Below are 19,132 nucleotides of genomic sequence, written 5' to 3' on the forward strand. Positions count from 1 at the left end.
GGGTTGCCGAACGCAGCAGACACTACTCCCCAGGCACACGAGCCACCGGCCCCCAAAGAGGGCACCCAACGATCGCGGCCGGGTGCCCAGCTCGCCGTCCTTCCACCTGGTGGACATGCCGCGGAAAAGGGGAGATCGACCAGATGTAGGCCACCGAGGTGACCACACACCATTCCGGGGCATGGTCTGCAGAGATGTCCGGATACCGATCCCTACCGGGCCGCGAGATGCAACGACGTCGCCCTCCCGATTCGTAGCCAATCCGCCTCGCGGTTACGCTCCATCAGGCGCTCTCGGGATCCCCACGGCATCACTGATTTCGTCGTCGATCGTGCGAAAGCTGTGAAGGGCGTATTCGCCCGGCGACATCCGTCACGAGTCGTGGCGATCGTCGTGGTGCTTCTTGCGCTTCTGCACTTCGGGCACCTTCAGCTCGGGCACCGCCCGCAGCATGAACCGGTCGAAGTCGGGAACCGTGAACGCGGCGTACCCGTGCTCGGGGGTGTAGAGGAGTCCCATGTCGATGAGTTCCGCCCGGGTCGGTCCGACCTGGGTCGATTCGCGGCCCATCACGCGTGCGACGTCGGCGGCCTTCTGCGGCTCGGGGCCCAGCTCCGCCATCGCACGCATGTATGCCGTCTGGAGCGGTGTCGCCCGATCGAGCCGCACGCGGAAGAAGGAGCCATCGAGTTTCGCCTCGTACGCGTCCTTCGCGATCTCCACGTCTTCGCGATGCACCCTGTCGTCGGTGGCGACGCCCCAGACTTGGTAGCCGAGTTCCTGGATGAAGTAGGGGTATCCCTGCGTGATCTCGATGGCGAGATCGACGGCGTCAGGGTCGTATGCAACGCCCTCGACGAGGGCCGGCTCGATGAGTGCCTTGCGCGCGTCGTCGCCCGTGAGCGAACCGATCGTCGGGAATTTGAACAAGCGCTCCGCGTAGGACTTCGCGTCGCCCGCGAGCTCGGCGATCTGCGGGAGGCCCGCCCCGACGAAGGTGATCGGGAGCTTTCGCTGGACGGTCTTGTGAACCGCCTGGATGAGCGCTTCGAGCTGGGAGCGCCCGAGGAACTGCACCTCGTCGATGAGCAGCGCAACTCCACGCTGCTGTTCGGCGGCCGCCTCGCCGAGCGCGACGAAGACATCGGTGAGATCCATCCCGAGGTCGCCGTGGTCGCCGTGGCCCTCGGCCGGCGGCACATCCCATGACACGCTGAATGTGCCCTGTTTGTCGACGGAGACCGCGAAGGCACTCAACACCTCTGCTGCGCGACGGCTTCGCTCCGTCCAGCGGGCCCGCGGAGAGAGGCGCAGGAGGGCGGCCTTCAGTTGCGAGAACATCGCCTGCCGGAATCGAGCGTCGTCGTGCTTGCTCGCCTCGATCTCGACGACTTCCCAGCGGGCCGCGTTCGCGATGTCCACGAACTGACCGAGCAGGACGGTCTTCCCGACGCCGCGGAGGCCTGTGATGATCATGGACTGTTCGGTACGACCGCGCTCCAATCGGCGCAGGAGCACACGGAAGGAGTCGATCTGGTCGTCCCTGCCGACGACGATCTCGGGAGCTGCACCCGCGTTCGGCGTGTACGGATTGCTGATGCTGTCCATGGTCGTGAGTTTAGGACGGTTCGGATGGTTTATCGAGATCTCCTAAAGCGCACTAAAGCGCCAAAGACCGCCGGATAGAATGGTGGGACGGTGCGAGCGCGGGGAGGGTGAATGATCGCCTGCCTCGCTGCGTTCGCGGTGGTCGCGCTTGCGACACCGCTCCTCACGAGGCTGCTCGGCCGCCGTGTCTTCCCTCTCATCGCACTCGTTCCGGCCGCCGTGTTCGTGCTGCTGCTCACGTGGCTCCCCGGCGTGCTCGCCGGCGACGCGGTCGTCGAGATCGTGCCGTGGATCCCGCAGCTCGGTATCGCCCTGTCGTTCCGGCTCGACGCCCTCGCGCTGCTGCTCGCGCTCATCGTCACGGGCATCGGCGCGCTCGTGCTGCTCTACTGCATGCACTACTTCGCCGACGACGAACCGGCGCTCGGCCGGTTCGCGGCGCTGCTCCTCACGTTCGCCGGCGTGATGTTCGGCCTCGTCACGGCCGACGACGTCTTCATCCTGTTCACGTTCTGGGAAGCCACGAGCGTGCTCTCCTACCTGCTCATCGGCCACTACACGGGAAGGAAGGAGAGCCGCGGCGCCGCGCTGCAGGCGCTCACCGTCACGACCCTCGGCGGGCTCGCGATGCTCGTGGGCCTCGTGCTGCTCGTCGTGGCGGGCGGCACGAGCTCGCTCAGCGAACTCGTCACGAACCCCGTCGATGGGATCGCGGGCGCGTGGGGCATCGCCCTCGTGCTCGTCGGCGCGATCTCGAAGAGCGCGCTCGTGCCGTTCCACTTCTGGCTGCCCGCGGCGATGGCGGCCCCGACGCCGGTCTCGGCCTACCTGCACGCCGCCGCGATGGTGAAGGCCGGCGTGTACCTCGTGGCGCGGCTCGCGCCCGGCTATGCCGACCTCACGGTGTGGCATCCGATCGTCATCACCCTCGGGGTCCTCACGATGCTCGTCGGCGGCTGGCGTGCGCTGCGACAGTACGACCTCAAGCTGCTGCTCGCCTACGGCACGGTGAGCCAGCTGGGATTCCTCGTGTTCGTCACGGGCCTCGGCACGCGCGATGCAGCGCTCGCGGGCGTCGCCCTGCTGGTCGCCCACGCCCTGTTCAAGGCCGCGCTCTTCCTCGTCGTCGGTATCGTCGACCACGCCGCGGGCACCCGCGACTGGCGCAGGCTCTCAGGCCTCGGGCGACGGATGCCGGTGATCTCCGCGATCGCGATCGTCGCCGCCGCCTCCATGGCGGGCGTGCCGCCGCTCTTCGGCTTCGTGGCGAAGGAAGCCGTGTTCGCGGCGTTCCTCGACGCCGTCGCGCAGGGCGACCAGTGGGCATGGATCGCGCTCGCCGGCGCCGTGCTCGGCTCGGTGCTCACCGTCGCGTACACCGTTCGGTTCGTCTGGGGCGCATTCGCCACGAAGGCGGATGCAGCGCCCACTCCCCTGCACGCCGAGGGCCGCGCGATCGGCGTGGCACCGGGCCTCCTCGCCGCGGCGAGCCTCGTGTTCGCGTTCGCGGTGCCGCTCGTCGAGCCGCTGCTCGCCGCGCACGCCGATGAGCTCCCGGGGCCGCACGAGTTCCACCTCGCCCTCTGGCACGGGCTCGTGCCAGCGCTCGCCGTCTCGGCCGTCGTCTTCGCGTTCGGCGCCCTGCTCGTGTGGGGGCGGCAGCGGGTCGCCCGCCTGCAGGCCTCGATCACGCCCGTGCTCGACTCGGCGCGCGGCTACCTCGGCGTCGTGTCGGTCGTCGACCGGCTCGCGGCGGCGGTCACGAACGCGATCCAGCACCGCGGGCTCCCCGGTTACCTCGCCATCATCGTCGCGGTGTTCATCGGCGGGCTCGGCGTGGCATCCGTCATGAACACGACCTGGCCCGACGGTGTGCGCCTGTGGGACTATCCGGCGCAACCGTTCCTGGCCCTCGTGATGGCGGTCGCGGGCATCGCCGCGGCCACCGTGCGACAGCGCCTCACCGCCGTGCTGCTCGTGGGCGTCACCGGCTACGGACTCGTGCTGCTCTTCGGCATGTCCGGCGCCCCCGACCTCGCCCTCACCCAGGCGCTCGTCGAGACCGTCGTGGTCGTGGTGTTCGTGCTCGTGCTGCGCCGCCTCCCGCAGCGGATCGCGCAGCGCAACCCGCCCGTGCACAAGCTCGCGCGCGGCATCATCGGCGCGCTCGCGGGCCTCGTGATGGCCGTCATCGGGCTCGTCGCGATCGGCGCCCGTGTCCAGCCGACGATCGCCGACGGCCTGCCCGCGCTCGCACTCGAGGCGCATGGCAAGAACATCGTGAACGTCATGCTCGTCGACATCCGGGCCTGGGACACGCTCGGCGAGATCTCCGTGCTCGTCGCCGTGGCCACTGGCGTCGCGAGCCTCATCTTCGTGTCAGGACGCACCGGCGGCGCCCCGAGGCTCGAGGACCTCGGTGACGACGTCGTGCCCGTCGACCGGCGCGAGCGGCTTCGCCCCGTGCCCGAGCCCGCGTCGAGCATTCGTGCCCCACGCACGAGCCTCGCGAACACCGAGGGCGAGACGGATGCCGCTGCCGACGCCGCGGGCACCCGGCAGACGTGGCTCCTCGCTGGGCGCACCCTCTCGCCCCGCAACCGCTCGATTCTCATCGAGGTACTCGTGCGGCTGCTCTTCCACCCCGCCATCGTCGTGTCGGTGTTCCTGCTCTTCGCGGGCCACAACGCACCGGGCGGCGGCTTCGCGGGCGGGCTCCTCGCGGGCCTCGCGCTCGTCGCGCGATACCTCGCGGGCGGGCGCTACGAGCTCGGCGAGGCCGCACCCGTCGACGCGGGCCGCCTGCTCGGCACGGGGCTGCTGCTCGCGGCCGGCACCGCGACGGCGCCGCTGCTCTTCGGCGGCGCTCCGCTCGAGTCCGCGTGGTTCGAGACCGACGTCCCCGTGCTCGGCACCCTCTCGATCGGCACCTCGACGCTCTTCGACCTCGGCGTGTATCTCGTCGTCGTGGGTCTCGTGCTCGACATCCTCCGCGCGCTCGGCGGCGAGGTCGACCGCCAGGAGGAGCAATCGGGCGACGAGGCCGGCGAGCTTGATGGAGACGTCGACGACCTCGAACAGGGCGAAGGCCCTGAGATCGCCGAACGCCCCGAACACGTCGACGCCGAACTGGAGACGCCGCTCACGGGAGCAGGCCGAGCCGGGGAGGCCCGCACATGACCGCCTCACTCACGCTCGTGGTGCTCATGGCCGTGCTGTTCGGCGCGGGCATCTCGATCATGCTCGAGCGCAGCCTCACGCGCGTGCTCATCGGATTCCTGCTCGTCGGCAACGCCGTGAACATCCTCATCTACCTCATGAGCGGCGCGCCCGGCACGGCCCCGATCCTCGGCGAGGGCGTCGACCCCGACGGGATCTCCGACCCGCTGCCGCAGGTGTTCGTGCTCACCTCGATCGTCATCAACCTCGGCATCACCGCGTTCATGCTCGCGCTCGTCTACCGCTCGTGGTGGCTCGCGCAGCTCGGCGAGAAGGGCGACCTCGTCGACGACGAGGCGGAGGACGCGGAGGACGCCGAGGAGGCGGCCGACCTCATCCGCAGCTCCGCGGCCGATGACGCGGCCATCCAGGAGCTCCTCGACGCGAGCGACGAGGAAGTGCCCCGATGATCGCCGCGCTCGTGCCGCTCGTGGTGCTGCTGCCCTTCCTCGGGGCGGCGGCGGCGCTCATCCTCGGTCGGCGTCGACGTGCCCAGATGGCGGTTGGCATCACCGTGCTCGCGTCGGTCGTCGTGATCGCGGCCGTGCTCCTCGTCGCGGTCGACACGAGTGGCCCGGTCGCCGTGGCGGTCGGCGGGTGGGAGGCGCCGCTCGGCATCGTGCTCGTCGTCGACCGGCTCTCGTCGATCATGCTCGTAATCTCGGCGATCGTGCTGCTCGTGGTGCTCGTGTACGCCGTAGGACAGGGCGTGGCCGACCGGCACCGCGAGACGCCCGTGTCGATCTTTCACCCGAGCTACCTGGTGCTGTCGGCCGGCGTCTTCAACGCCTTCATCGCGGGCGATCTCTTCAACCTCTTCGTCGGGTTCGAGATCCTGCTGGCGGCGAGCTACGTGCTGCTCACGCTCGGCGGTACTGGCGAGCGCATCCGCGCGGGCGTCACCTACATCGTGGTGAGCCTCGTCTCCTCGCTCTTCTTCCTCAGCGCGATCGCCCTCATCTACGGCGCCACGGGAACCGCCAACATCGCCCAGCTCTCGGTGCGCATCGCCGAGCTGCCGGAGAGCGTGCAGCTCATCCTGCACCTGCTGCTCCTCATGGCCTTCGGCATCAAGGCCGCGGTGTTCCCGCTGTCGTTCTGGCTGCCCGACTCGTACCCCACGGCGCCCGCCCCGGTCACCGCCGTCTTCGCGGGCCTGCTCACGAAGGTCGGCGTCTACGCGATCATCCGCACCGAGACGGTGATCTTCTCCGAGAACGACGTGACCGTGCTGCTCATGATGATCGGCGGGCTCACGATGCTCATCGGCATCCTCGGCGCCCTCACCCAGGCCGACATCAAGCGACTCCTGTCGTTCACGCTCGTGAGCCACATCGGCTACATGATCTTCGGCATCGCGCTGGGCGGCGTGCTCGGCTTCGCAGCGACGATCTACTACGTGGTGCACCACATCACCGTGCAGACGACCCTCTTCCTCACGACCGGACTCATCGAGCGGTTCGGTGGGGCGACCTCCATCAACCGGCTCGCCGGGCTGCTCAAGGCATCGCCCCTGCTCGGCGTGCTGTTCTTCATCCCGGCATTGAACCTCGGCGGCATCCCGCCGTTCTCGGGCTTCCTCGGCAAGACCGGCCTGTTCCTCGCGGGCGCCGATTCCGCGAACACGGATGCCACCGGCACCGGATGGCTCGTCTGGGCCGTCATCGCAGCGGGGGCGATCACCTCCCTCATCACGCTCTACGCCCTGACCCGCTTCTGGAACATGGCGTTCTGGCGCGGACGCGGAGAGCTCGAGGGCTACGAGTCGGTGCTCCTCGGCTCGGTGCAGGAGGCCCCTGGCGGCGACACCGTCACCGCGTCCCGCACGACGCCCGTGCTCATGGTCGTCGCGACGACCGCGCTCGTCGTCGTGACCGTGTGCCTCACGGTCTTCGCCGGTCCGCTCTTCGATCTCGCGAGCCGGGCTGCCGAGAGCCTGACGGATCCCGGCGTCTACGTCTCGCTCGTGTTCCCGGGAGGCATCCGATGACGGGAGCTGAGCCGGTGTTCTCGCCCTGGCGTTCGGTGTGGCGGCAGTTGCCGCTGCTCATCGCCCTCGTCGCCCTCTGGCTGTTCCTCTGGGACCACATCGACGTGCTCACGATCGTCACCGGGATCCTGCTCGCGATCGCCGTGACGCGCGTGCTCTACCTGCCGCCCGTGCTCCTCAGCGGCCGCTTCAACCCGTGGCGGGCGCTGCTGCTCGGGCTCCGCATGATGTTCGAGGTCGTCGTCGCCTCGGTGCAGGTCGCCCTCCTCGCCGTGAACCCGCGCTGGACGCCGATGAACTCCATCATCGCCGTGCAACTGCTCACCCGTTCAGACCTCGTCACGACGCTCACCGCCGAGGCGATCACGGTCGTGCCGGGCACCGTCGTCGTCGACATCGACCGCGAGCGCGGGCTCCTCTACCTGCACGCCATCGGCACGCGCACCGAGGCCGACCTCGAGCGCACCCACCGCGGCGTGCTCGGCACGGAGGAGCGCATCGTGCTCGCGATCGGCACGCGTGAGCAGGCGGCATCCGTGCGGGCCACTCGTCGTGCTCGTCGTGCTCGTCGCGCGCTGGGCGAGCCCCCGACATCCGACCGACCACTGGCCACATCCGACCGACCACCGGAAGGAGGACGCTCATGACGTTCCTCGCCCTCGTGAGCATCCTCGCCGGCGTCATGTTCGGCATCGGCGCGATCGCCGCCTTGGCCCGAATCATCCGCGGCCCGTCGATCCTCGACCGCGCGCTCGCCACCGACGTGCTCCTCGCGATCGCGATCTGCGGCCTCGGCGCCGAGATGGCGATCAACCGGCACACCGACACGCTCGTCGTGCTGCTCATCCTCTCGATGTTCGCCATCGTCGGCTCGATCGCCATCGCCCGCTTCATGGCGAAGCAGGATGCCTCATGACCGCCGCCGAGATCGCCGTGGGCGTGCTCGTCCTCGTGAGCGCGTTCCTCTCGATGGCCGCCGGGATCGGCGTCGTGCGGTTCCCCGACGTGCTCACGCGCCTGCACGCGGCGACGAAGCCGCAGGTGCTCGGGCTCGCGACCGTGCTGCTCGCCATCGTGCTGCAGGTGCCGACGTGGGGCGTGCTGACCACCGTCGTGCTCATCATGACCTTCCAGCTGCTCACGCAGCCGATGACGGCGCACATGCTCGGGCGCGCGGCGTATCGCAGCGACCACGTGCGCCGCGACCTCCTCATCGTCGACGACCTCGGCCGTGACATCGCCGAGCACGACCAGGAGCCCGATCTCAGCCCCGACCGGTGAACTCCGGCTTGCGTTTCGACTGGAAGGCGGCGAAGCCCTCGCGGTAGTCCGCGGTGTCACAGAGTGCGGCCTGGGCCCGATTCTCTTGGTCCATCGACTGCCAGAATCCGAGGCGCTCGTCGCGGAGCGCGGCGATGAGCCGCTTCGAGGCGAGGAACGCCTGGGTGGCCCCGGATGCCGCGGCGCGGGCCGCCGCGAGGGCGGCATCCGTCACCTCATCTGCGGGGAACACCTGCGAGAACAAGCCTGACGCGACCGCCTCGGTGCCCGACATGAGCCGCCCGGTGACGATGAGGTCCATCGTCTTGTGCGCGCCGAGGCGCTCGACGAACAGGGCGTGGCCGCCCGAGTCGAGCGTGGCGCCGAGGTTCGCGAACGGCGAGCCGACCTTCGCGGTGTCGGCGACGTAGACGATGTCGGTCGCGATGAGGAGCCCGAGCCCGACGCCGAGGCACGCGCCATGCGCGACAGCGAACGTGGGCCCCGGAAACGTGCTCATGCGCTGCAACAGCGGCGTGACGAGGCCGCCGAGGTAGCCGAGCACGTCGTCGTCGCGCGGGTCGACGCCCGAGATGTCGCGTCCGGCGCAGAAGGCCCGGCCCTCGCCGCGGAGCACGAGCGCCCGCACGCCGCCGGCGTGCGCCATCCGCTCGGTCTCTGCGTATGCGTCGGAGAGCTCGGCGATCGCGGCCGGGTCGAGCGCGTTGAGCTTCTCAGGTGCGTTGAGCACGATCTCGGCGACGCCGTCGTCCACGCCCAGTTCGATCATCGTCGATCCTCCAGTTCTCGAGCGCTCCACGAGCGCGTCATATTCCGACAAGGATGCCCGCCGGAACGCCGATTCCGTCGCAAGATGACGCGTTCGCGGGATGCGGCGGGCCGGTGAGCGCGCATCACACGTCGTAGTCGACGACGACGCGCTCGGACTTCGGGTGCGATTGGCACGTGAGCACGTAGCCGCGCTCGAGCTCGTCGGGTTCGAGCGCGTAGTTCTCGGTCATCGCGACGCTGCCCTCGACGAGCCTGGCCCGGCACGTGCCGCACACGCCGCCCGCGCACGCGAACGGCACGTCGGGCCGCACTCGCAAGGCCGCGTTGAGGATCGACTCGTTCGCGCTCACCGGGCTCTCGACGGTCGACGACTGCCCGTCGAGCGTGAACTCGATCGCCACGGTGGCCTCGCCGCGCTCGACGACGACGGGCCGGCCGTGCCGCGGCTCGACGCGGTCGGCGTCGGTCGTGAACAGCTCGTACCGCACGTGCTTCGCCTCGACTCCGGCCGCCTCGAGCGTGTCGCGCGCGAGCTGCACGAGCTCGAACGGACCGCAGAGGAACCACTCGTCGACGGTCTCGGGCCGGATCAGCACGTCGAGCATCGTCCGGAGCTTCTCGGCGTCGATGCGACCGGAGAGCAGCGGCGCCGTGCGCTGCTCGCGCGACAGCACGTGGTGCAGTGCGAGGCGCGCGGGGTAGCGGTCCTTCAATTCGGCGAGCTCCTCGAGGAACATCACGTCGAGCGTCGAGCGGTTGGTGTAGACGAGCTCGAACTCGGATGTCTCGGAGCGCGCGAGCACCGTGTGCGCGAGCGCCATGAGCGGCGTGATGCCGCTGCCCGCTGCGATGCCCACGACGTGCTTGCCGTCGAGCGCGTCGAGGGTCGAGGTGAACGTGCCCTGCGGACTCATGACGTCGAGCGTGTCACCCGCCTTCAACTCGGAGTTCGCCCACGTGGAGAACTGCCCGCCGAGGTCGCGCTTGATCGCGACGGAGATGCTCCCGCGCACGGGCGGGCGGCAGATGGAGTAGCTGCGCCGCAACTCGTGCCCGTCGAACTCCTTGCGCAGGGCGACGTACTGGCCGGGCAGGTAGGTGTAATCGTCGGCGAGTTCGTCGGGCACCGTGAAGGTCACCTCGACGGCGTCGTCGGTGAGGCGTCGCACCTCGGCGACCTCGAGCGGATGGAAGCGCGCGCGGTGGCGCTTGGCCACATGCTCGCCGCCGACGGTGCTCTGCAGGAAGGCGGATGCCACCGCGGCATCTGGCCCCGGCTTCACCGGCGACGGCAGCGTGGTCGAGCCCAGGTTGCGCGCGGCCATCAGAGCACCTTGAAGTAGTCGAAGGGTTCGAGGCAGTCGCGGCACTCGTAGAGCGCCTTGCATGACGTCGAGCCGAAGCGCGCGAGCTCACGCGTGTTGAGCGAATCGCACCGCGGGCACTTCACCGCGAGCTGCACGCGAACCGGACCCGTGCCGCGCGCGGCGGCGCGCCCGCTCGGCGCCTGGATGCCGTAGCGGCGCAGCTTCTGCTTGCCGGCCTCGCTCATCCAGTCGGTCGTCCACGCGGGGGAGAGCACGACGTCGACACGCACGTCGGCGTAGCCGGCATGCGTCAGCGCGAGCAGCACGTCGTCGCGCATGGCGTCGAGCGCGGGGCATCCGCTGTACGTGGGGGTCAGCTGCACGCGCACGCGGCCGGCGTCGTCGAGCTCGACCGAGCGGAGCACGCCGAGGTCTTCGATCGTCAGCACTGGGATCTCGGGGTCGGTGACGGTCGCCGCAACTTCCCACGCCCGGCGCGCGGCGGGGTCGGTGGGAACAGGCCGGGCCTCGACCTGCAGGGACGTCGTCGCGGTCACCATGATGCCCCCGGGTGTGCGCGGGCGAGCACCTGCATCTCGGCGAGCAGGGGGCCGAGGTGCTCGGTGTGGCGGCCCTCGCGACCGCCGCCCGATGCCGTGAAGGCGGTGCGGCCGGTGGGGAGCTCGAGCTCGGCCTCGACGAGCACCGCGCTGATGATCTCCTGGAAGGGACCGCGCAGGCTCGATGGGAGGACGGCTGTGCCTGCGTCGCTGAGTCGCACGACGAGCTCGTCGTCGTCGAACAGCTCGTCGACATACGGCCAGGTGTCGTCGAGTGCCACGCTCATGCGCCGGCGCGACTCCTCGGTGCCGCCCGCGAGCCGCAGCACCCACTGGGTCGCGTGGTCGCGGTGGTAGTCGACCTCCTTCACCGCCTTCGCGGCGATCGCCGCGAGCGTCGGGTCGGTCGACTCGGTGAGCGCGCCGTAGAGCTCGAAGAGGTAGACGGATGCCGCGAACTGCCGTGCGATCGTGTGGGCGAAGTCGCCGTTCGGCTGTTCGAAGAGCCAGGCGTTGCGCCACTCGGGCTCGTCACGCCAGTAGGCGAGGTCGTCTTCGCTGCGGCTCGTCGCGGTGCCGGCGTAGTGCAGCAGCGATCGGGCGTGGCCGATGAGGTCGAGGGCGATGTTGCCGAGGGCGACGTCCTCCTCGAGCTCGGGCGCGCGTGCGATCCACATGCCGAGCTGCTGGGCGAGGAGAAGGGAATCGTCGCCGAGCCGCAGCGCGTACTCCGCGACCTCCGGTGAGGCGGTCGCGCCCGCGCCGGAAGCGCCCACGCCCGTGAGCTCTTCGGCGAGCGCGAGCCGGTCGACGGAGACGTCACCGTGCGCCTCCTCCGGCGGCACTGCTCGGCCGCCGGGGGGACCGGGCTTCGGGTCGTTCACAGGTGCTTCACCCCCTCGCTCTTCGTGTAGTAGACAGCGTGACGGTAGTTCTTCCCGGCGGGACTCTCGAAGAACGCGCCCTTCGCGTCGGGGTCGCTCGTCGTGATCGCGTCGGCCGGCACGACCCAGATCGACACGCCCTCGTTGCGGCGCGTGTAGACGTCGCGGGCGTTGCGCACCGCCATGTCGGCGTCGGGTGCGTGCAGCGAACCCACGTGCACGTGCGAGAGGCCGCGATTGGCGCGCACGAAGACCTCCCAGAGGGGCCAGGCCTCGGTTCCCAGTTCGCCGGGGGTGCTCATCACGCGACCTCCGCCTGCCGTGCCGCCTGCTTCGCCGCGTACGCCGCGGCGGCCTCGCGCACCCAGGCGCCATCTTCGTGCGCCTCACGCCGGCGGCGGATGCGCTCGGCGTTCGCCGGCCCGCGACCCGCGAGCACTTCGTTGAACTCGTCCCAGTCGATCTCGCTCATGTCGTACTGCCCGGTCTCCTCGTTCCACCGCAGCGCGGGGTCGGGCAGCGTGACGCCGAGCACCTCGGCCTGCGGCACGAGCATGCCGACGAAGCGCTGTCGCAGCTCGTCGTTCGAGAAGCGCTTGATGTTCCACGCCATCGACTGCGCCGAGTTCGGCGACTCGTCGTCGGGCGGCCCGAACATCATGAGCGACGGCCAGTACCAGCGGTTCACGGCATCCTGTGCCATCTCTCGCTGCTCCTCGGTGCCCTGCATGAGCTCGAGCAGGATCTCGAATCCCTGCCGCTGGTGGAACGACTCCTCCTTGCAGATGCGCACCATCGCCCGGCCGTAGGGGGCCGTAGGAGCACCGGCAGAGCGGCACCTGGTTGCAGATGGCGGCGCCGTCGACGAGCCATCCGATCGCGCCCATGTCGGCCCACGTCGGCGTGAGGTAGTTGAAGATCGACGAGTAGCGCGCGCGACCGGTGATGAGCTGGTCCGTCATCTCGTCCCGCGAGATGCCAAGTGTCTGCGCCGCCGAGTAGAGGTAGAGCCCGTGGCCGGCTTCGTCTTGCACCTTGGCCATGAGGATCGCCTTGCGCTTGAGGCTCGGCGCTCGCGTGATCCAGTTCGACTCGGGCTGCATGCCGATGATCTCGGAGTGCGCGTGCTGCGAGATCTGCCGGATCAGCGTCTTGCGATAGCCCTCGGGCATCCAGTCGCGCGGCTCGATGCGCGAGTCCTTGGCGATGAGGTCGTCGAACAGCGCCTGCGCGGCCTCGTCGCCCTGCTGGTCGCGACTGGCCACGCTGAGGTCTGCGGGTGCGGTCGTCATCGTCGACTCCTGTGTGTTCGCGGCATCCGGTGCTCGTGGCATCCGACATTACTAACCGATCGTTCAGTTAGTATATAGTCTTCTCAAGCGCCGCAGCAACGGCGCCCGAAACCGCGTGAACTCGATGAGGAGCTTCAGATGACGGATGCCGCGAACCGGCCGATGATGCGCCGCGATCTCGCCTCCGCTGCGCTCGGCATGGTCGTCGAACGCGACGAACCCGGGCACGCCGTCGTCTCGATGCGCGTGCGCGACGACATGACGAACGGGTTCCACATCACCCACGGCGGCCTCGTCTTCACCCTGGCCGACACGGCCTTCGCCATTGCCTGCAACGAAGACGACACCATCACCGTCGCGGCGGGCGCCGACATCACGTTCCTGAAGTCCACCGTTGCCGGGCAGACCCTCACCGCGACGGCCGTCCGCCGCGTCCTCAGCGGCCGCACGGGCCTCTACGACGTCTCGGTCGTCGACGAGCACGGCGACCCGGTCGCGGAGTTCCGCGGCCGCTCGATCTCCACCAACCGATCGCTGGTCGAGTAGGCGCGCAGCGCCGCATCGAGACCACTACCCACCCGGAGCACCCAGTGTCGACGCCGACCACCTCCCACGCCACCGTCTCGGGCCTCGCGCCGGTGAAGCCCGATGAACTCGACCCCGAGGAGCGGATGCCTCGCCCCGAGCTCGAGGCGCTGCAGCTCGAGCGGCTGCAGCAGACAGTGCGACACGCCTACGAGCACGTTCCGCTCTACACGCGCAAGTTCGACGAGGCGGGAGTGCAGCCCGGCGACATCCGTTCGCTCTCGGATGTCGCGAAGCTGCCGTTCACGACCAAGGCCGACTTACGCGAGACCTACCCGTTCGGCATGTTCGCCGTGCCGATGGAGCAGGTCGCGCGCATCCACGCCTCGTCGGGCACGACCGGGCGGCCCACCGTCGTCGGCTACACGAAGGGCGACCTCGACCACTGGGCGACGCTCGTCGCTCGCTCGCTGCGGGCGAGCGGCATCCGCCCGGGCATGAAGGTGCACAACGCATACGGCTACGGGCTCTTCACCGGTGGTCTCGGCGCCCACGCGGGCATCGAGAAGCTCGGCGCCACCGTCATCCCGATGTCGGGCGGGCAGACCACCCGGCAGGTGCAGCTCATCGTGGACTTCGAGCCGGATGCGATCCTCTGCACGCCGAGCTACCTGCTGACGATCGCCGATTGCATGGTCGAGCAGGGCGTCGATCCGCGCTCGACGAGCCTCAAGGTCGCCGTACTCGGCGCCGAGCCCTGGACGAACGAGATGCGGCACGAGCTCGAGCAGCGCCTCGGCATCGACGCGCTCGACATCTACGGCCTCAGCGAGGTGATGGGCCCGGGTGTCGGCAACGAGTGCCTCGAGACGAAGGACGGACCGCATATCTGGGAGGATCATTTCCTGCCCGAGATCATCGACGGCGAGACTGGCGCGCAGCTGCCCGATGGCGAGATGGGCGAGCTCGTGTTCACCTCGCTCACGAAGGAGGCATTCCCGGTCATCCGCTATCGCACGCGCGACCTCACGCGCCTCCTGCCCGGCACCGCCCGGCCCGGCATGCGCAGGATCGAGAAGATCACGGGCCGCAACGACGACATGATCATCCTGCGCGGCGTGAACCTGTTCCCCACGCAGATCGAGGAGCTCGTGCTCGGCATCGACGAGCTCACGCCCCACTTCATCCTCGAGCTCACCCACGCGGGCACGATGGACGAGCTCACCGTGCGCATCGAGCGCCATCCCGACCGCGAGCCCAAGGTCGGCGAGCGGGCGGCCGTCGTGCTCGCCAAGCGCATCAAGGACCACATCGGGTCATCCGTCGCCGTGCACGTGGAGGAGCCGGGCACGCTTCCACGCAGCGAGGGCAAGCTCAAGCGCGTGTACGACCTGAGAGACTGAGGTCGATGTCCGAGAATGGATCACTTCGACGAGGCCGCCCCGGCTATGACCAGCAGGGCATCCTCGAGGTCGCCGTCGCCGCGTTCAACCAGTTCGGTTACGACGCGACGTCAATGGGCGTGCTCGCCGACCGGCTCGGCCTCTCGAAGTCGGCGATCTACCACCACTTCGCGTCGAAGGACGAGATCCTCGAGCGCGCGCTCGACGAGGCGCTCAGCGGTCTCGAGGGCGTGCTCGATGAAGCGGATGCCGCGCGCGGCCGTGCTGCCGATCGCCTCGACCAGGTGCTGCGGGGCGCTGTGCACGTGCTCGTCGACAAGCTTCCCTACGTGACCCTGCTGCTCCGTGTGCGCGGCAACACCGAGGTGGAGCGGCGGGCGCTCGAGCGACGCCGCGCCTTCGACCGCCGGGTCATGGCCCTCGTCACCGAGGCGCGCGACGAGGGGTCGCTGCGCAGCGACATCGACCCGCGCATCGTCGAACGCCTGCTCTTCGGCATGATCAACTCGATCGTCGAGTGGTACCGGCCGGGCGGCAAGGAAGACGCCGACCGCCTCGCCGACGACGTCATCGCCGTCGCGCTCGACGGACTGCGCATGCCCACCTCGAACCGCATCGAGGAACTGCTCGGCTGAGCATCGCGCGCGATTCCGCGATGCGGTCAGCGATCGAGCTGCACGCGGCATCCGTCACCGGCACACCTGCGCGAACGCAGGGGATTCGCGATCATCCCCCTCGCAGGGGACGCATGGATCCGAATCCCCTGAATTGGCGTCGCCGCGCCCGTGACCGCCCAGCGGGTCCCGCGCCATCCCCTGCCTCGTCGTCGAGCCGTTCGAGCACGACGCGGCGCTGCTCGAGTTCACGCGTCAGGCGCGCCTCACGCTCCGCCTGCAGATGCGGGAAGCTCAGTTCTGAGATCAACATGTCGACTCCGGTTCGTCGTTCACCTCCCCCTAAACTCCTCTCTAAGGCGGCCGCCCGGCATCCGGCAGATGCCGTATTCGCGCGGCTCCTTCGCAGAGGGGAATGAGCGGATGCCTCAGGGCGCTCTATCAGGAGTGAAGCAACGCATCGGGTTCCTCTCGTTCGGCCACTGGCATCCGTCGCCGCATTCCGGCACTCGCACCGGCGGTGACGCGCTCGTGCAGGCGATCGACCTCGCCGTGGCAGCCGAGGAGCTCGGCATCGACGGCGCGTTCTTCCGCGTGCACCACTTCGCCCGGCAGCTCGCGAGCCCGTTCCCGCTGCTGGCGGCGATCGGCGCGCGCACGAGCCGCATCGAGATGGGCACGGGCGTGATCGACATGCGCTACGAGAACCCGCTCTACATGGCAGAGGAGGCCGCGGCTGCCGACCTCATCAGCGCGCACGCCGGCGGCGAGGGCCGGCTGCAGCTCGGCGTGAGCCGAGGCTCACCCGAGACCGCGCTGAACGGGTCGGCGACGTTCGGCTACGTGCCGGGTGACGACGAGACCGATGCCGACCTCGCGCGGTCGAAGACCGAGTTCTTCCGCGCGGCGATCGCGGGCGCCGGTGTCGTCCAGGCGAATCCGCAGATGACGGGGACGACCGGCCTGTTGCCGATCCAGCCGCAGTCCCCCGGCCTTCCCGACCGCATCTGGTGGGGCAGCGGCACGCGTGCGACCGCGAAGTGGACGGCCGAACAGGGAATGAACCTCATGAGCTCGACCCTCCTCACCGAAGACACGGGCGTGCCCTTCGACGAGCTGCAGGCCGAGCAGATCCAGATCTACCGCGATGCATGGGCGGATGCCGGGTGGGAGCGCACCCCACGCGTCTCGGTGTCGCGCAGCATCCTGCCGATCCTCACCGACGAGGACCGCGCGCTCTTCGGCGAGCGCGAGGCCTCCGACAGCCAGGACCAGGTGGGCTACCTCGACGGCGGGCTCGCCCGCTTCGGCAAGAGCTACATCGGCGAGCCCGACAGGATCGCGGCCGAACTCGCGCAGGACGCCGCCGTCGCGGCATCCGACACCCTGCTCGTCACGGTGCCGAACCAGCTCGGCGTCGACTACAACGCGCGACTGCTCGCGGCGATCGCCGAGCACATCGCGCCCGCGATCGGGTGTGGTCCCCGGCCGACTGACACAGGTGGTTGTCGGCCGCATCGACCAGAGTGGGGGCATGACCCTCGCTGCATCACCAGCCGATACGCGCACCGCCGCACTCCTGGCGCTGCGCGAACTCGTGGGCCGTGACGACGCCGCGTTCCATGACGGCCAGTACGAGGCGATCGACTCGCTCGTCGAAGGGCGTCGCCGAGCGCTCGTGGTGCAGCGCACCGGTTGGGGCAAGTCCGCGGTCTACTTCGTCGCGACCCTGCTGCTGCGCCGGCAGGGCGCCGGGCCGACCGTGCTCGTCTCGCCCCTGCTCGCGCTCATGCGCGACCAGATCGCCGCCGCCGAACGCGCCGGCGTGCGAGCAGTGGCCATCAACTCGACGAATCCGCACGAGTGGGCCGAAGTGCAGCAGCAACTCGATCGCGACGAGGTCGATGTGCTCCTCGTCTCGCCCGAGCGACTGAACAACCCCGCCTTCCGCGAACAGCAGCTGCCAGCGCTCGTGCGCCGCATCGGCATGCTCGTCGTCGACGAGGCGCACTGCATCAGCGACTGGGGCCATGACTTCCGGCCCGACTACCGGCGGCTGCGCGACCTCATCGCGCAGATGCCCGCCGAGGTGCCCGTGCTCGCCACGACGGCGACCGCCAACAGCAGGGTCGTCGCGGATGTCGCCGAGCAACTCGGCACCGCCGCCCCAGACGGCGATGCCGGCACTGAGCCGGGCGAAGGCGTCGTGACGATCCGCGGGCCGCTCGCTCGCACCTCCCTGCGGCTCGGCGTGCTGCGGCTGCCCGACTCGCCGAGCCGATTGGCGTGGCTCCTCAGCCACCTCGACGACCTCCCCGGTTCCGGCATCATCTATACGCTCACGGTCGCGGCGGCCGTCGACACCGCCCGACTGCTGCGCGAGCGCGGCCACGAGGTGCGCGCCTACACGGGGCAGACCGACACCGACGAGCGCACCGAGTCCGAGGGCATGCTGAAGCGCAACGAGGTGAAGGCGCTCGTCGCGACGAGCGCGCTCGGCATGGGCTTCGACAAGCCAGACCTCGGGTTCGTGCTCCACTTGGGAGCGCCCTCGTCGCCCGTCGCCTACTACCAGCAGGTCGGCCGCGCCGGCCGCGCCAGCGAGAGCGCCGACGTGCTGCTCCTGCCCGGCACCGAAGACCCCGACATCTGGCACTACTTCGCGACCGCCTCGATGCCCGATCAAGAGCGCGCCGAGCGCGTCATCGCGGCGCTCTCCGACGCGCCGCTCTCGACGCCGGCGCTCGAAGCGATGGTCGACATCCGCCGCACGCCGCTCGAACTGCTCCTGAAGGTGCTCGACGTCGACGGTGCCGTGAAGCGAGTGCAGGGCGGCTGGGTCTCCACCGGGGTTCCGTGGGTCTACGACGCGGAGCGCTACCGGCGCATCGCCGCCGAGCGCGAAGCCGAACAGCAGCACATGATCGAGTACGAGCAGACCGGCGGATGCCGCATGGAGTTCCTCCAGCGCTCCCTCGACGATGAGACGGCAGCGCCCTGCGGCCGTTGCGACAATTGCGCGGGCGTCTGGTACCCCCGCGAGATCGCGGCATCCGCGAGCGCGTCGGCCGCCGCGTCGCTCGACCGCGTCGGCGTGCCGATCGAACCGCGCCGCCAGTGGCCGACCGGTGCCGACCGGCTCGGCGTTCCGGTGAAGGGCCGCATCGATCCCACCGAGCAAGCGAGCGAGGGGCGAGCGCTCGCCCGCCTCACCGACCTCGGCTGGGGCGGCACGCTGCGCGAGCTGTTCGCGCCGGGAACCCCCGACGGCCCCGTGCCACCGCACGTGCTCGGCGCGTGCGTCCGGGTGCTCGCCGACTGGGGCTGGGCTGAGCGCCCCGTCGCGGTCGTCTCGATGCCGTCGCGCTCGCGACCTGAGCTCGTCGACTCACTCGCGAGGGGCCTCGCGGAGGTCGGGCGCCTCCCCTATCTCGGCGCGCTCGCCTACTCCAGCGGCGGCCCCACCGGCCAGCCCGGCGGCAACAGCGCCTTCCGTCTCGCGGGACTCTGGGATCGCGTCAGCGCCGAGGGCCTCGACGTGCCCTCGGGCGGGGTCCTGCTCGTCGACGACCAGGCCGACAGCCGGTGGACCCTCACCGTCGCCGCCCACTCCCTGCGCAAGGCCGGCGCGACCGACGTGCTCCCCTTCGTGCTCGCGCTCCGCAGCTGACACCGGCA

17 protein-coding genes and 1 pseudogene are annotated in these 19,132 nt (G+C 69.8%); 11 read left to right on the forward strand and 7 right to left on the reverse strand.

Features of this window, described 5'->3' with window-relative positions:
* Positions 1-372: 372 nt before the first annotated feature.
* Positions 373-1,608, reverse strand: a complete 1,236-nt coding sequence (locus QFZ29_RS15200) for an ATP-binding protein (protein ID WP_306894884.1) — start codon at positions 1,606-1,608, stop codon at positions 373-375.
* A 111-nt stretch (positions 1,609-1,719) separates the two neighbouring features.
* On the opposite strand from QFZ29_RS15200, the gene QFZ29_RS15205 reads away from it, so the two are divergent.
* The 6 genes from QFZ29_RS15205 to mnhG are packed head-to-tail and all read left to right on the forward strand — an operon-like array spanning position 1,720 to position 8,098.
* Entirely contained in the window at positions 1,720-4,788 is a 3,069-nt protein-coding gene (locus QFZ29_RS15205) for a Na+/H+ antiporter subunit A (protein WP_306894885.1), read from the forward strand.
* Entirely contained in the window at positions 4,785-5,237 is a 453-nt protein-coding gene (locus QFZ29_RS15210; protein ID WP_306894886.1) for an NADH-quinone oxidoreductase subunit K, read from the forward strand. Before QFZ29_RS15205 ends, QFZ29_RS15210 begins: the two co-directional genes overlap by 4 nt.
* Positions 5,234-6,817, forward strand: coding sequence for a Na+/H+ antiporter subunit D (locus tag QFZ29_RS15215; protein WP_306894887.1), 1,584 nt, complete (start codon positions 5,234-5,236; stop codon positions 6,815-6,817). The genes QFZ29_RS15210 and QFZ29_RS15215 overlap by 4 nt, the downstream gene beginning before the upstream one ends.
* Positions 6,814-7,464, forward strand: a complete 651-nt coding sequence (locus QFZ29_RS15220; protein ID WP_306894888.1) for a Na+/H+ antiporter subunit E — start codon at positions 6,814-6,816, stop codon at positions 7,462-7,464. Before QFZ29_RS15215 ends, QFZ29_RS15220 begins: the two co-directional genes overlap by 4 nt.
* Positions 7,461-7,733 (forward strand): monovalent cation/H+ antiporter complex subunit F, encoded by a 273-nt coding sequence (locus QFZ29_RS15225; protein WP_306894889.1) that lies wholly within the window; start codon positions 7,461-7,463, stop codon positions 7,731-7,733. The genes QFZ29_RS15220 and QFZ29_RS15225 overlap by 4 nt, the downstream gene beginning before the upstream one ends.
* The gene (gene mnhG / locus QFZ29_RS15230) at positions 7,730-8,098 is read left to right on the forward strand and encodes a monovalent cation/H(+) antiporter subunit G (RefSeq protein WP_306894890.1); all 369 of its coding nucleotides are present in this window, start codon (positions 7,730-7,732) and stop codon (positions 8,096-8,098) included. Before QFZ29_RS15225 ends, mnhG begins: the two co-directional genes overlap by 4 nt.
* On the opposite strand, the gene QFZ29_RS15235 is transcribed toward mnhG, so the two are convergent.
* The 6 genes and pseudogenes from QFZ29_RS15235 to paaA form a co-directional block, all read right to left on the reverse strand.
* A complete protein-coding gene (locus QFZ29_RS15235; RefSeq protein WP_306894891.1) occupies positions 8,082-8,867 on the reverse strand; it encodes an enoyl-CoA hydratase/isomerase family protein in 786 nt (261 codons plus the stop codon). The genes mnhG and QFZ29_RS15235 overlap by 17 nt on opposite strands.
* 124 nt (positions 8,868-8,991) lie before the next feature.
* Entirely contained in the window at positions 8,992-10,194 is a 1,203-nt protein-coding gene (paaE, locus tag QFZ29_RS15240) for a 1,2-phenylacetyl-CoA epoxidase subunit PaaE (protein WP_306894892.1), read from the reverse strand.
* Positions 10,194-10,736, reverse strand: a complete 543-nt coding sequence (paaD, locus tag QFZ29_RS15245; RefSeq protein WP_306894893.1) for a 1,2-phenylacetyl-CoA epoxidase subunit PaaD — start codon at positions 10,734-10,736, stop codon at positions 10,194-10,196. The genes paaE and paaD overlap by 1 nt, the downstream gene beginning before the upstream one ends.
* The gene (gene paaC / locus QFZ29_RS15250) at positions 10,730-11,620 is read right to left on the reverse strand and encodes a 1,2-phenylacetyl-CoA epoxidase subunit PaaC (protein WP_306894894.1); all 891 of its coding nucleotides are present in this window, start codon (positions 11,618-11,620) and stop codon (positions 10,730-10,732) included. The genes paaD and paaC overlap by 7 nt, the downstream gene beginning before the upstream one ends.
* Positions 11,617-11,922: a 1,2-phenylacetyl-CoA epoxidase subunit PaaB gene (paaB, locus tag QFZ29_RS15255; protein ID WP_129521968.1), complete on the reverse strand. Its 306-nt coding sequence runs from the start codon at positions 11,920-11,922 to the stop codon at positions 11,617-11,619. Before paaB ends, paaC begins: the two co-directional genes overlap by 4 nt.
* A pseudogene (gene paaA, locus QFZ29_RS15260) lies at positions 11,922-12,912 on the reverse strand (1,2-phenylacetyl-CoA epoxidase subunit PaaA). The gene paaB and the pseudogene paaA overlap by 1 nt, the downstream one beginning before the upstream one ends.
* A 138-nt stretch (positions 12,913-13,050) precedes the next feature.
* Between paaA and paaI the strand changes: the two are divergent.
* The 5 genes from paaI (at position 13,051) to QFZ29_RS15285 (ending at position 19,124) form a co-directional block, all read left to right on the forward strand.
* Positions 13,051-13,458 (forward strand): hydroxyphenylacetyl-CoA thioesterase PaaI, encoded by a 408-nt coding sequence (gene paaI / locus QFZ29_RS15265; RefSeq protein ID WP_306894895.1) that lies wholly within the window; start codon positions 13,051-13,053, stop codon positions 13,456-13,458.
* 44 nt (positions 13,459-13,502) lie between these two features.
* Entirely contained in the window at positions 13,503-14,840 is a 1,338-nt protein-coding gene (gene paaK / locus QFZ29_RS15270) for a phenylacetate--CoA ligase PaaK (RefSeq protein ID WP_373426220.1), read from the forward strand.
* 5 nt (positions 14,841-14,845) lie between these two features.
* The gene (locus QFZ29_RS15275; protein WP_306894896.1) at positions 14,846-15,475 is read left to right on the forward strand and encodes a TetR/AcrR family transcriptional regulator; all 630 of its coding nucleotides are present in this window, start codon (positions 14,846-14,848) and stop codon (positions 15,473-15,475) included.
* Between the two features lie 426 nt (positions 15,476-15,901).
* Positions 15,902-17,062, forward strand: a complete 1,161-nt coding sequence (locus tag QFZ29_RS15280; protein WP_306894897.1) for an LLM class flavin-dependent oxidoreductase — start codon at positions 15,902-15,904, stop codon at positions 17,060-17,062.
* Positions 16,989-19,124, forward strand: a complete 2,136-nt coding sequence (locus tag QFZ29_RS15285; protein ID WP_306894898.1) for a RecQ family ATP-dependent DNA helicase — start codon at positions 16,989-16,991, stop codon at positions 19,122-19,124. Before QFZ29_RS15280 ends, QFZ29_RS15285 begins: the two co-directional genes overlap by 74 nt.
* The last annotated feature ends 8 nt before the right edge of the window (positions 19,125-19,132 follow it).

Origin of the sequence: Agromyces albus (genome assembly GCF_030815405.1) — a bacterium.
GTDB classification, from domain to species: Bacteria; Actinomycetota; Actinomycetes; order Actinomycetales; family Microbacteriaceae; genus Agromyces; species Agromyces albus_A.